We start from the raw sequence: 12958 nt of genomic DNA, 5'->3' as shown, positions 1-12958 counted from the left end.
AAATGATACTTACGGAACATTTCGCACTTCCACAATCCCGGCTCATTATACTACATCCACCTGTATTGTACCATTCTTTCTATAACATTTCTGGATGAACTGCAATTATTTCCATGAAGTTTGACATGAACCCTGTCTATCCCTTATACTAATTTACAGAAATATTCCCGGTATTCCATGATGCCTGTAAACTCATTTATTACATTTGAAAATATGTCGGGAATGATACGAAATTCATACATGACAGGAGGATAATGATCATTATGATTATAAAAAATGGACTCGTCGTTGATCCGGCTTTGGGACTTTCCGAAAAGATGGATCTTGCGATTGAAAATGGAACAATTCTAAAAATAGGAAAAAATATTGATACAGATCAAGTTTCAAATGATACCGAAATCCTGGACGCCACAGGACTTGTCGTTGCTCCGGGACTGATTGATACTCATGTACATTTCCGCGATCCGGGATTTACTTATAAGGAAGATCTTCATACCGGTGCACTTGCTGCTGCAAAAGGCGGATTTACAAGTGTCATCTGCATGGCAAATACTTCACCTGTCGTTGACAGTCTCCCTGTGCTTAAAGATCTGATTGACCGCGAGAAAAATGAAGACATCCGTATCTTCCAGGCAGCTGCCATTTCCTGCTCTCTGAAAGGAAAAGAAGCTGTCGATATGGAGGCTATGAAAAATGCCGGTGCATGTGGCTTCACCGATGACGGAATCCCTCTCCTGGACGCTGATTTCTGTTACCGTGCTATGGAACATGCCGCAAAATTAGGTGTACCTGTAAGTCTCCATGAGGAAGATCCTTCTTTTATTCAGAATAATGGAATCAATCACGGTACTGTATCTGAAAAGCTTGGCGTCTATGGTTCCCCTTCCATTGCCGAGGAATCGTTGGTTGCCCGTGATTGTCTTCTGGCACTTCGCTCCGGCGCAGATGTTGTTATCCAGCATATCAGCTCTGGTGTCTCTGTAGAAATGGTCCGCACTTTTAAAGCCCTCGGTGCTAAAATTCACGCAGAAGCAACACCGCATCATTTTACTCTGACTGATGAGGCACTTCTGACTTACGGAACGCTGGCCAAAATGAATCCGCCACTTCGCACCGCAAAGGACCGCCAGCAGATCATCGAAGGTCTTGCAGACGGAACCATTGACCTCATTGCCACCGATCATGCTCCACATAGCATGGAAGAAAAGAATAAACCTCTTACAGAAGCACCAAGCGGAATCACTGGTCTTGAGACTTCTCTTGCACTTGGCATCACAAGTCTTGTAAGACCTGGGCACCTGACTCTGTTACAGCTTCTGGAAAAAATGACTGTCAATCCGGCAAAGCTTTACCATCTCCCATACGGACAGATCAACGAAGGTGCTGCTGCCGATCTGGTTATCTTTGATCCGGAAGAATGCTGGAAACCTGGCGATTACGCTTCCAAATCCTGCAATACCCCGTTTACCGGACAGGAACTTTTCGGAAAAGTAAAATATACGATCTGTGGCGGTAAAACTGTTTATTCTGATAAATAATATAAATAATCACTTCATAAAAGTCAAAAGACAGGAAAAAGAACTTCCATACTTACACAAAAAGTTCTCTATCCTGTCTTTTTAATAATCACTTTGATATTAAATATCTTCCATCAAGTGCTTTAGCGATTTGCCCCCCCCCCCACAGAAATATTCTCTGTTTCTGAACGATGGCTGCCCGCCAGCTCTATGTTATCTTCTGCATCAAAATTATCTACAAAGTCCGAATCCACAACTTCTTTCAAATGATCCTGAATATCTGTCAGACATTCCAAAAGAACCGGATTAAACGCACCACATTCTCCATTCAGAATCATCTTCACAGCCTGTTCATGAGAATAAGCTTTCTTGTACACACGGTCACTGATCAACGCATCATAGGCATCCGCCAGTGATACGACCTGAGCAGAAATTGGAATTTCCTCTCCCACAAGCCCATCCGGATATCCTTTTCCATCATAACGTTCATGGTGCCAGCGGCAGATCTGATAAGCAACTTCCAACAGTATCTCTCCTTGATACATCTTGAGATTCTCAAGCATGGTAGCTCCGATCAGTGTATGTGTCTTCATAATATCAAATTCTTCTTTTGTAAGCTTACCCGGCTTATTCAGAATCTTCTCATCAATTCCTATCTTACCAATATCATGAAGCGCAGATGCCATAGAGATCATATACTGCTCAGACCATGACAATCCGTACTGTCCCGTCTTTTGGACGAGACGCTCCAAAAGTAATCTCGTCAAAGTCTGAATGTGTAATACATGAGGTCCACTCTCTCCATTACGAAATTCCACAATCTGGCTTAAGATTCCGACCATCATCCGGTTATTCTTCTCTTTCTCATAAATCTGGTCAGCAACAAGAGAAATCAATCTCCTCTGTTTTGCATAAAGCTTAATGGTATTAAACACTCTTTGATATACGATTTTCGCGTCAAATGGACGTCTGATATAATCTGCGATCCCCATCTCATATGCCCGGCGTATATAATCCTCAGATCCTTCACTGGAAATCATAATGACCGGGATATCATCCATCCAGTGCTCTCTTGCCATAGCCGCAAGGACCTCGAAGCCATTCATGACCGGCATCACAATATCCAGCAACATCAGTGATATGCCCGTACCATACTGCTTAAGCATCTTCAATGCCTCTTCTCCATTCTCAGCTTCCAAAATTCTGAAATCGTCCTGAAGCATCTCTGTAAGGATTTCCCGGTTCATCTCCGAATCATCCACGATTAAAATCTGCTGCTTAACTTTTAATGCTTCAAGTGCAGTTCCATCCTCACCTTCCTTATTCGCAAAATCTTTTTCTGTAACGACTGTGTTCTTTCGATTCTTCGCAAGATACATAAACTTATCCGCTTCCATTACCGTCTCCTCGACAGTTCTTCCTGCAGACATGACTCCACCGATACTTGCTGATAACTGAAGCCTTGAATATGTCGGAACATTTGCATTATAAATTTCTGTCCGGATCTGCTTAAGCTTTTCTCTGAACATCGTCTCGCTGATTCCCTGCAATACAAGGAGAAACTCGTCCCCTCCATAACGGATCAGAGTATCGTTCTTTCGGATACAACGACGAATTGCTTCCACTGTGGTGATAAGTGCCAGATCACCGGCATTGTGTCCATATGTATCATTATAGATTTTAAAATCATCCATATCAATCATGGCGACCCCGACAGATGCTGTCATCTGCTTGATTCGATCCTCGTAATAGCGGCGATTATATACACCGGTCAGCGCATCTTGATACAGCTTTTCATTATATCCGCTCAACTTCTCCATTAAACGGTCACGATTCTCCAAATCAACCAGGAATTCCTCATCCATCTTCCTGAGCAGCTCCATAACGTATGGCTGTCCGTCAATCTCCACATAACGCGCTGTCACTTGATAAATATCTGAATCCAGGTATTCCAGCTTTGTCCGCACTGACTTCTCCTCGAATGCCCGGGCAGCAATACAATTCTTACATGGCTTTTCCTTCTTCCAGAAATCATAACAATGGCATAATTCCATGTCTCCGCCTGGATTGTCGTTCTCTTCCAGCCGGAACTCCCGCTTATCCAACAGTCTTACTACCGTAAAGACCTTTTTATACAATTCCATCTCCATCTGAGCCTGCTGCATTGTCATAATATAATCTGAAGACATGATTTTAATCCTCCTGCACGATTCAAAAATCCGCGCTTTATCGCTCTGTTAAACACATTTATTTTACCAAATATAAATAAAAACTACAAGTTGTTTAACCAGAAAGATTGTCAAAACTTTGTCCTACTTATTCAGCTACGTTTATACTGACAACTGCTAGTTTTATTGCAGCCATTCTGAATTTTATTTTTGTGGGCGGCAAATGGGTGGCAAATTCACTGAATCGCACTGAACACAGTCAAGAAACCTCCTATTTACGCGATAGTGAGCAAACAGTTTCGACAGTTGTTTCAGTTTCCAAGGGAAGTTCTTTCACTTCCTCACCATCAACAGGCACAGGAAAATTGAATACGATCTTCTTTATCCAGCTTCCGTCTTTCCTTTTCTCCGGGAACATCTCAATTCGCTCGATAAAGGCCTTCATAAACTCCTTCTGCTCCGCTTCCGTTGCGGAATGGTAGACTTCATCAAATGCCAGCAACAAGCGATAGATATTGTCTCCGGAAATCTTCTCCTGCTGGATGCTGCGGATCTGACTTTGCAATTCGCCAATCTGAACTTCGATTTCCTCTATGGTGTCATACTGCTCATCATAGCGGCGCTGCAAGTCCAAAATCTTTCTGTCATAGTGGGCATCATTGATGTCCAAGGTATCCATCTGACGCTCCAAGCGGCTTTTCGTTCCAAAGGCTTGCTTTAGCCGCCCTTGTAGGACAGCAATCTGCCGTTCCATATCTTCTGTATCAACTGCTGTTCCGATTTTCGCCTGAATCGCTTCTACAAACCGTGGATTGTTGACCATAGCGGAGATAACCTTCGCCACAAATTTGTTGATTTCCGTCTGCTCGATATTCAGACGGAAACTGCACTCATGCCCGGTAGGTGTTACCGTATTTTTGCAGTAGTAATAATACCGTGTTTTCTTGTCCTTGCTGTGCGCCTTGGCGATATTGCCGTACATACTCTTTCCGCAGCATGGGCATTTCAAGATACCGGACAGGATGTGTGCGTGGTCTGGATTGTTAACCTTTTCCCGCTTAAAAGAATTGATCTTGCGCTTTTCCTGTGCCAGATACCAATCCTCTTCGGAAATGATAGCTTCGTGTTGTCCTTCATAAACCGGGAACTCCGACTGCTCAACCACGTGCATCTCGTTTCTTGTACCCTGTTTCTTTTCTGTTCTTCGTCTGCCGTAAGCAATCTTTCCCATATAAACAGGATTGTACAATACATTTTTCACAAAATCTCTTGAAAATCCCGGAATGGTATTATTCTGTCTTAGTTTCTTAGTATAACCATTGCGGTTCAGATATTTTGCAACTCCTGCAACACCCTCATTAGTGTGAATGTAGCGGTCATAAATGACACGAATTACTTCCACTTCATCCTCTGCAATGACAAGGTTTCCATTTTCCAGTTTGTATCCATATGGAGCGAAACCGCCGTTCCATTTGCCCTCACGAGCCTTTTGCTCACGTCCTGCCATTGTCTGTGTGCGGATATTTTCTCGCTCAATCTCTGCCACCGCAGACAGCACAGAGATCATCAGCTTTCCTGCATCCTTGGAGCTGTCAATGCCATCCTCCACGCAGATCAGATTGACACCGAAATCCTGCATGAGTTGCAAAGAATTCAGAACGTCCGCTGCATTTCTGCCAAATCGGGACAGCTTAAAGACCAACACATAAGAAACATCATCTTTGCCGTCCTGGATGTCATTCAGCATCCGTTGAAACTCCTGCCGCCCTTGAATGTTCTTTCCGGAAAAGCCCTCGTCAGAATACTCCCCGGCAACGATCATATCCTCGTATGCCGCATACTTCCGCAGCTTGTCACGCTGGGCATCCAAGCTGTATCCGTCAACCTGCATCGAGGTGGACACTCTTGTATAAAGATAGCATTTAAGTTGTTTCTTTTTCAGAATCTCCACCTCCCTCATTCCTTCCTTTTACCATAAGTCCCTCGTTGCGGATATAATACTCCAAAAGCCACAGCACATAATCCGGTGCATGGCGGTTGTCCAATTCCCATTCAGTCATAGTCCGGTAAGGAATATGGACGAGCTTGCAAAAATCTTTCCGATTCAGTCCTGTGCTTTCACGCAACTTTATAATTCTGTTTTTACAATCCATCCGTCTTTTCTCCACAAAAGCAAAAAATACACGTTGCGTAATCATTATAGCATAGCCATAGCGAATACGCAACGTGTAAATTGCAAATTTTATGCAGCCTTATCCGTCAGAAGCTGCGCTTGATTACTTTCCTCGGAATGCTCCACTCCCTGCGGTGCGTCCTGTTCCAATTTATCCAAAACCTGATGTCCATATTTCTGGAGCATCTGGCTCATAACATCCACACAGCGGTCAAATGCCGCATTATATTTCGCTTCCTCATAATATTTCTTCAATAGGCGATTCCTCCATCAAAGTTCCATATCCTGTCCACGCTTCCGGGCAGGGTGTTCGTGTTCCTGTGTTTGCTTTCCTCTGATGAGGATAGAATTGATAAAAGCCCGAACCTTTTCGGATGCGATTTCCAGTGCATCCAGAAAGGGTTGGGCTTTCTGTTTGAGTTCCATATATTTTTCGTTTACCGCTTCATACCGCTGCTTCCAGATGGAAACCGTCTTTTCTGCGGAAGCCAGTTTTTCTTTCAGACGCTTGTTGTCAGCATTGGCGATAATGCCATTGACCGCATAGCGTTTGAGTGTGTCGCATTCATCCGGTGTCAGCGTGATATTGTTTCCGAATGTGGCTTTTTTGCCCATTACTTCAATGTCCTGCACTGTCAGCGCAATGGTCTTTGCCGCCTTGGTTTCCTTTTGCAAAGATTCCAGTTTCTTTTTCTGTTTTGCTGTGGCAGCTTTGGCATCCTCCAAATTCTGTTCTGCCTGTGCCACCTGCCCGGTCACAGCTTCCAGCCGCTGCTGTTCTGCCTGCACCTTGAACTGGGTCACAGTCAGATGTTCCTCGGTGCTTCCACGTTCTCCACGCTCCACATCGGTATAACCGGCGTTTCGCATGAAATTGAAAAAGTCATCCTGCAACACACTGTAGGATGACTTCAAAATCTTTTTCCCTTTTGCGTTGAGCATGGGATTTCCGTCCTCGCCAAGCACCGGCTTGGACTCCCATTTCTTACTGCGGCTGACCTGTGTGATGACCTCCTTAACGGTTCCCCGGAGGGCTTCATCCTTGCATCGCTTCGACCAAAGGATCTGCTTTTCCACCACCGGGATATAAACCACATGAAGGTGGTAGTGGTACACCTCCTCGCCCAGAGCTTCGGACATTGCCCGGTTGCGCTCATCGGCGTGCATCACAGCGGAGAGGATATACTGTTCACCGCCCACGATCTCCACGGCGGCTTTGTAGGCATCGGCATAGAACTCTTTTGCAAATTCATAGCCACCGTGGTTGTAGAAGTAAGCGGAGTTCACATCGAAGATCAACTCGCCGTATTTGACGGCATCCGGTTTCAGACCTCTGGTGGAGATCACGCCGTCTTGTTCCATCTGCTCAAACATTTTTACATAATCGTCCATGGGTGCTTTGAAATGAACGTTCAAAGAAGTGCGTTCCGGCACGATGTCCTGATTGCTGTAGCTGTCCTTTTCACGCTCATTGTGTTCCTGTACCTTAGCCACATCAGCCGGTGTTTCCAAGTCCTGATTTCTGGCTACGGTACGGTCTATTCCATCATTTCTTGCCATTGGATTTTTCCTTTCTTTGAGATTTGCAGACAGCGGAGGGCTGGAGAACGGCACTTTTTCAAAGTGTAATAACCCACTATGACACTTTCATCCATACTGGCTGCAAAGTGCCGTGGGCTCTCCGAGGGCTCTCCCGAGGGGGAATGCGGTCACTGCGGTGACCTCTGCTGACCAAGGCGAAAATGTCTGCGCCTTTTCCCATGGTCAGCCCGTCTGCATGAAGCTGTTCTGTGTCAACTTCCTCTTGCAGTCGGTGTCCACAGACACTTTTTCAAAAGCCTGTGGACATAGAAACAGCCCGAACGAGAGGATGTGTGCTGTTTCTATAACAAGCGTTTTACGCTCTTTTGCTGCGTACATACATACCAGCAATGGGATTTACTCGACCTGCCGCCATTCCTCCGGAATGTCCTCCGGTACGTACGTACACGGCGAATCTCCGTAAAACCCATTTATATGAGGTCGTGCAATGGCTTCCACTCCCATGAATCCCCACACCCGCCGTCCGGCTGAGTTGGTGATGTTGTTGCAATGCTCCAGATTGAATTTCTTGGCATTGGCAATCATGGCGTCGCTGAAGCTGCGGGCTTTCAGCGGAGCAAGAGAATTTTCCTCGCACCACATCCGATAGATTTCATAGAAATCCTTGGAGCTGATGGACGCATCCGCTTTACGCCGGATGTATCCCTCGGAATCCATGAAATCAAAGATATTGTTGTTGTCACGTTTGACCGCTTCCCGGTTTTCCCGGATACGGTCACTCTCCGTAAACTTAAAGTTGTTGGCAACAAGCCGCTGCAAGCCTTCAAATGCCCACAGGAAGATACCCTCGGCTTCAGCTTTCATCTTCTCTGCAAGATCAGGATCGTCAGCTCTGTCCACCGGCTTTTCCTTGGTGGTCAGCACAAGCTGTCTGCGATAAAATCCGTCACTGCGGTCATACAGGGCTTGCAGATCACCGTTACTGAATGCCAGCAGCCGGGCGAACATCCAGCCCTGATAACTCTGCTTGCCTTTACGTTCCAAATCCATCTTGCCTTGTGCTGTCACGATGGATTTTACATAGTTGGTCTGGCGCAGAGCTTCCATCCGCATATCATCATCTACGCACAGCAGGATGTGCTCCAGATCGGCACGGGCAAAGCGGTTTTCAGAAATCTTGCCGATGCTGCCGTCCTTCATGTTTGTGCCAAAGATAGCCGAAAGCACCGCACCGATTTGGGATTTACCCTCGCCACCGTTGCCCTTAATCACCATCATGCGCTGTCCTTTGTTGGAGGGGATCAGGCAATAACCGATAAACTCCTGCAAGGTGGGAATGTCTTCCGCATGGAGCAGTCCATTCAAAAAGTTCAGCCAGATCACGGGCGCAGGAGCATCGGGATTGTAGACAACAGGCAGACGGCTTCGCACGATAGCCGGTCTGCCCTCGGTAAATGTGCCGTTCAATAGCAGCGTACCGTTGAACACATGGATGCGATCCTGCTCCGGTGGGAAGTCAGGCACTTGCGCTTCCAGTTTCAGCACTTCCAGAATGTTGGTGATCTTCCGGGGGATGTTGTTCACGGCACAGAATTTCAGCTTGTCGTAAATCTCCCCACGCAGTGGGAGATCGTCCGTCACTCGACCATCGGGCGTAAAAAAAGCTCCGTTTGCGAAGATGATTCTGCGCTCATGCAGAAATTCTTCACAAAACAGAGCTTCGTTGATGTTCTGCCCATCAAACCAGACAGGCAAATTCATATCAGGCGTTTTCCGGTTCTTCGCCATGGTGCGCCACCTCCTTTTTCTTTCGTGTGATGTACTCTTGCAGAAAAGTAATTTTTCCCTCCTTCATCAGCTCGTCCACCAATGCCACCCGCTCTTCCAGATCACCCACGGTCAGCACATCTGCCATATATTCGATAGGACAGTGCATCTGGCAGGCTTCCACAAAACGATCATCCAGAGCCTCCTCCGGTGTTTTGGGTGCATACCGCACTTTCCAATCTTCCAGCAGATGCAGATAATCCGTCAGCACCCGGAAACACAGCATTTCATCCTCCCGGAACTGACGGATATAAGGACGCTTTGGCTTGACCATAGCTGCGACAGTGGGCGGTTTCGGGTCAAGTCCGAAGTCCGAAGCCAGCTTTTGCGCTGCTTCATAGCTGCTCATATTGAACAACCTTGCCACAAGGTCGATCACATCTCCCTTTGCTCCACAGCCGAAGCAGAAGAAATAGTCCTCATTCAGCTTCAAGCTCGGATGCCTGTCATTGTGGAACGGGCAGCAAGCCATACCGTTTCGGTTGACTTTCAGCCCGTAGTGTTCGGCGGCTTGCTTGACACTGATTGCCGCTTTGATGGTTCCATAGATTGTCATAAAAAAACCTCCGTTCATAATATTCTGGAAAGCACGAAGCACCCGCAGTGATTGGCAGGTGCTTCGCTCCTTCTATTATGGTTATGACGGATTTCTCAAAAAACAGGCTAATCGGAGGACAACTCCGTTTCAAAAAACAGGACAACTTATTGATAGATGTAGATTTCTTTACATTAGCATGATACAATTAAGAAAGTGAAAAAACAGGACAGGAGGTAAGCATGAACCAAGAATTGATGACATTGGACTTCTGGCAGGATACGGTCATATATGAGGGCAAAACATTCCCTGTCGGCACGCTTGCCTGTGATGCACTGAATGTTCCTGCGGATACTATTACAAAAATGAACGAGCAATGCGAGAAAATCAATCTGCTGCTCGGGATGCTGAATGCCGGACAGGATACTTCTGCACTCTTTCCAATGGCAAAGGAAGCTGCATTGACAATGTTAGAGATTCTCAGCAAAACGCCGCCGTTCTCCTATATGGATATACCAAAGCACCGGGAACGAATAGAAAGGGTCTTTACTGCGGACAATGCTCTGAAATATGTGGAGTTCGCCATAAAAGCCGTAACCAATTCTTTACCGTTCGAAGAAGTTCCGAAATATGCTGATGCGGTGATGCTCCAGCGCTATACCGCTGTATGCGGGCATCTGGCTTACTCCCTTGAGGAATACCAAAAGGCGATGCTTGATTTTGCAGAACAATCGGACGGAAACGAAGCAGACCGCACCGCAGAGGGCTTTGCGAAAATGTTCGGCACCTATTTCCCACCGGAGTTTTCTATCACAGAGGGCAATGCCTGGATGTCTACCCTGAACAATTCCGTTCAGTATATATCGGTCATCCGTCCCGGCGAAAAAGTTGCGAAGCTGGTCAAGCGGATGCACTATGTATCCTTTGTAGGGATGTTCCGGTCTGATCTTTTTGAGGGCTTATGTGTTGGTCATGCCCCGAAAAAATGCAAAATCTGCGGCAAGTGGTTCCTCACCACCAACGCAAGGCACACCAAATACTGCGGCGGCTATGCACCGGGGGACAAGCTGCACCGCACTTGCCGGCAGATCGGCAATCTAAAAGGCAGAGAACAGCGAGAGCTTGCAGACGATCATCCGATTATCCAGATATATGAAAAGAGGCTGAACACCATAAATCGCTATGTAAAGCGTGGTACTCTGGACGCTGACCTTGCGGAGGTCATGAAGAAACTGGCAAAAGATAAAGAACTCCGGGCAAAAAGTGATGTTGCTTATGCCAAAGGAGCTTATGAAAAAGAAATGGAACAGGCTGCTTTGCTTGCAGAAGCTAAGATACATATTTAGTGGGGGAACAATATGAAACAAATATATGTGCATGGATTAGGACAAACATCTGACAGTTGGACAAAAACAATAGATATTTTGCAAACTACTGATTACAGCTTGTGTCCGAATCTTCCTGATTTAGTTCATAGCAAAGAAGTGACCTATGATAATCTATATGCTGCATTTTCAGATTACTGCAATCAATATGATGAGCCTATTGATTTGTGCGGTTTATCGCTTGGGGGCGTATTAGCTCTGAACTATGCTATACAATATCCGAAAAAAGTTCGCTCCTTGGTGCTTATCGCCACACAATATAAAATGCCCAAGAAGCTTCTGAAATTTCAAAATCTTCTCTTTAGATTTATGCCTAAATCCATGTTTCAACAAATGGGATTTAGAAAAGCTGATTTCTTACTTCTATGCGAAACCATGATGGAGTTGGACTTTAACAACTCTCTGCACAAAATATCATGCCCTACACTATTGTTATATGGCGAGAAAGATACTGCGAATAAAAATGCTTCTATTGAATTGGCAGAATTGCTTAAGAACGTGGAATTAAAAACGATTATTGGTGCCGGACATGAAGTTAATATTGAATCACCGCAGGAATTGGCAGAAATACTTCATGCTTTTTATGAAAGAATGTCTTAAGGGATTCTTATAGAAATGAGAAGGGAGGTGCGCTATGCTGAGTGATTTTACATGGAATATGACCGGATACATACCGAAACACCAAGTCAATCCGCACGGTGATGGTATCATTCCCTATGTGGCAGAGCGCATCTTCCAACTGGAACCTGAGCCGCCAAAGGTAGGCAGTCTGAACGAATATATCCTGTCTGCCTTGCAGGAAAAGAATTTGATACATTTCTCATTCTTCCTACACCACTACGAGCCGCAGCTTAACAAGCGCATCAAAGACTTTCTCGGTGTGGATGGCGGCGATTTGTACGACACAGACCGATTTATAGATATAAAGCTCTCCTGCCGGGAACAAATGCTCCAAAAACTGATGGACTATGACCTTACCAAGGGCGCAGAGTATGCTACATACATCTATCCGTTCATCCGGGATGCTATGCTCCGTTTTCGCATGGGCGAAGAAAAATGGTCGGTATCCTCTCTGACTAATTACAAAATGGTGCGGTCAATGGCTTGGCTGTACCACAATACCAAGGATGCGGTCAACGAGTTTTCCAAGAAATACAACTGTGATCTTGCTCTTGCCGAAAACTATCTGAAAGTTGTGCGAGGTATCCGCAATCAGCAGCCTTTCTATGTCACAGACGAGGACGGCGAAGAAACAGGCGAGGATGTAGCCCTTGACGATAGCTGGAACTATACCGATATCCTCTGGAACGGCATACAGGCAGAAAAGGTGCAGCGGGCATTTGAGAAACTGAATTACCGGGAACAGACCTTGCTCGAAAAACGATTAGCAATTTGCATGACCTGTGGGCGTGTCAGCTCATGGAAAGACCGCCCCACCTTTGAAGAACTGGCGGTTATGTTTGAGGGCAGTACAGCCAGCGGTGCAGAACGAGCCTACCGAAAAGCAGTGGACAAGTTGACGGAATTTTTGGTTGCCGAGGGCGCAATCCATGCAGTCCGGCTAAAACAGAAATCCAAGACCAAGCGAAAAAAGAAAATCGCCGCCGCAATCTACGAATATCAGGCAGACTGCGACGGCGAATGGGGCGAAATATCATTAGATTTTGAGAACGGCAAGGCAGAGGTCATTTTGCTTGCCGATTGGGATACAGTGAAAACGAACAAATTTGCAAGCAGAGCAATCGCCTATCTTCTGAACTGTGAGAACGAAAAATTACCCAAGGAAATAATGGTGGCCTTTGAATAACGAG

Annotated in this window: 12 protein-coding genes; 5 read left to right on the top strand and 7 right to left on the bottom strand. The window is 45.8% G+C overall.

Features of this window, described 5'->3' with window-relative positions; genetic code table 11:
• Positions 1–263: 263 nt before the first annotated feature.
• Positions 264–1538 carry a dihydroorotase gene (locus LI164_RS07495; RefSeq protein WP_227086957.1) on the top strand — a complete coding sequence of 425 codons (1275 nt, stop codon included), beginning with the start codon at positions 264–266 and terminating at the stop codon, positions 1536–1538.
• 122 nt (positions 1539–1660) lie between these two features.
• Here the strand turns inward: LI164_RS07495 and LI164_RS07490 are convergent, their stop codons facing one another.
• The 7 genes from LI164_RS07490 to LI164_RS07460 all read right to left on the bottom strand — a co-directional run bounded on the left by LI164_RS07490 (position 1661) and on the right by LI164_RS07460 (position 9783).
• The gene (locus LI164_RS07490) at positions 1661–3706 is read right to left on the bottom strand and encodes a diguanylate cyclase (protein ID WP_227086956.1); all 2046 of its coding nucleotides are present in this window, start codon (positions 3704–3706) and stop codon (positions 1661–1663) included.
• A 250-nt stretch (positions 3707–3956) separates the two neighbouring features.
• Positions 3957–5627: a recombinase family protein gene (locus tag LI164_RS07485; RefSeq protein WP_304515603.1), complete on the bottom strand. Its 1671-nt coding sequence runs from the start codon at positions 5625–5627 to the stop codon at positions 3957–3959.
• Positions 5608–5838, bottom strand: coding sequence for a DNA-binding transcriptional regulator (locus tag LI164_RS07480; protein ID WP_015540908.1), 231 nt, complete (start codon positions 5836–5838; stop codon positions 5608–5610). Before LI164_RS07480 ends, LI164_RS07485 begins: the two co-directional genes overlap by 20 nt.
• Before the next feature lie 89 nt (positions 5839–5927).
• Positions 5928–6113 (bottom strand): hypothetical protein, encoded by a 186-nt coding sequence (locus LI164_RS07475; protein ID WP_021683581.1) that lies wholly within the window; start codon positions 6111–6113, stop codon positions 5928–5930.
• Positions 6114–6128: 15 nt separating this feature from the next.
• Positions 6129–7418 carry a plasmid recombination protein gene (locus LI164_RS07470; RefSeq protein ID WP_055195120.1) on the bottom strand — a complete coding sequence of 430 codons (1290 nt, stop codon included), beginning with the start codon at positions 7416–7418 and terminating at the stop codon, positions 6129–6131.
• Positions 7419–7796: 378 nt separating this feature from the next.
• On the bottom strand, positions 7797–9188 hold the full coding sequence (locus LI164_RS07465) for a phage/plasmid primase, P4 family (protein WP_055189204.1): 1392 nt from the start codon (positions 9186–9188) through the stop codon (positions 7797–7799).
• Positions 9163–9783: a CHC2 zinc finger domain-containing protein gene (locus LI164_RS07460; RefSeq protein WP_055058964.1), complete on the bottom strand. Its 621-nt coding sequence runs from the start codon at positions 9781–9783 to the stop codon at positions 9163–9165. Before LI164_RS07460 ends, LI164_RS07465 begins: the two co-directional genes overlap by 26 nt.
• A gap of 355 nt (positions 9784–10138) precedes the next feature.
• Here LI164_RS07460 and LI164_RS16495 point away from each other — a divergent pair, with 355 nt between their 5' ends.
• Genes LI164_RS16495 through LI164_RS07440 form a run of 4 tightly spaced genes read left to right on the top strand, consistent with a single transcriptional unit; the run spans position 10139 to position 12954 of the window.
• Entirely contained in the window at positions 10139–10399 is a 261-nt protein-coding gene (locus LI164_RS16495) for a hypothetical protein (RefSeq protein ID WP_117554473.1), read from the top strand.
• A 7-nt stretch (positions 10400–10406) separates the two neighbouring features.
• Positions 10407–11108, top strand: a complete 702-nt coding sequence (locus tag LI164_RS16490) for a DUF6076 domain-containing protein (protein WP_117554472.1) — start codon at positions 10407–10409, stop codon at positions 11106–11108.
• 12 nt (positions 11109–11120) lie between these two features.
• Entirely contained in the window at positions 11121–11747 is a 627-nt protein-coding gene (locus tag LI164_RS07445) for an alpha/beta fold hydrolase (RefSeq protein ID WP_055058962.1), read from the top strand.
• Between the two features lie 34 nt (positions 11748–11781).
• A complete protein-coding gene (locus tag LI164_RS07440) occupies positions 11782–12954 on the top strand; it encodes a hypothetical protein (RefSeq protein ID WP_055058961.1) in 1173 nt (390 codons plus the stop codon).
• Positions 12955–12958 lie beyond the last annotated feature (4 nt).

The sequence above is a fragment of the Dorea sp. 210702-DFI.3.125 genome, from assembly GCF_020560945.1.
GTDB lineage: Bacteria > Bacillota > Clostridia > Lachnospirales > Lachnospiraceae > Dorea > Dorea formicigenerans.
Note: the sequence above shows the minus strand (reverse complement) of the source record. Positions and strands in the feature narration are given on the sequence as shown.

Excerpts from the sequence above, each read along its gene's own strand:
- LI164_RS07440 (WP_055058961.1), top strand. The coding sequence starts at position 11,782 with ATGCTGAGTGATTTTACATGGAATATGACCGGATACATACCGAAACAC.
- LI164_RS07495 (WP_227086957.1), top strand. The coding sequence starts at position 264 with ATGATTATAAAAAATGGACTCGTCGTTGATCCGGCTTTGGGACTTTCC.
- LI164_RS07460 (WP_055058964.1), bottom strand. The coding sequence starts at position 9,783 with ATGACAATCTATGGAACCATCAAAGCGGCAATCAGTGTCAAGCAAGCC.
- LI164_RS07470 (WP_055195120.1), bottom strand. The coding sequence starts at position 7,418 with ATGGCAAGAAATGATGGAATAGACCGTACCGTAGCCAGAAATCAGGAC.
- LI164_RS07465 (WP_055189204.1), bottom strand. The coding sequence starts at position 9,188 with ATGGCGAAGAACCGGAAAACGCCTGATATGAATTTGCCTGTCTGGTTT.
- LI164_RS16490 (WP_117554472.1), top strand. The coding sequence starts at position 10,407 with ATGCTCCAGCGCTATACCGCTGTATGCGGGCATCTGGCTTACTCCCTT.
- LI164_RS07445 (WP_055058962.1), top strand. The coding sequence starts at position 11,121 with ATGAAACAAATATATGTGCATGGATTAGGACAAACATCTGACAGTTGG.
- LI164_RS16495 (WP_117554473.1), top strand. The coding sequence starts at position 10,139 with ATGCGAGAAAATCAATCTGCTGCTCGGGATGCTGAATGCCGGACAGGA.
- LI164_RS07480 (WP_015540908.1), bottom strand. The coding sequence starts at position 5,838 with ATGGATTGTAAAAACAGAATTATAAAGTTGCGTGAAAGCACAGGACTG.
- LI164_RS07490 (WP_227086956.1), bottom strand. The coding sequence starts at position 3,706 with ATGTCTTCAGATTATATTATGACAATGCAGCAGGCTCAGATGGAGATG.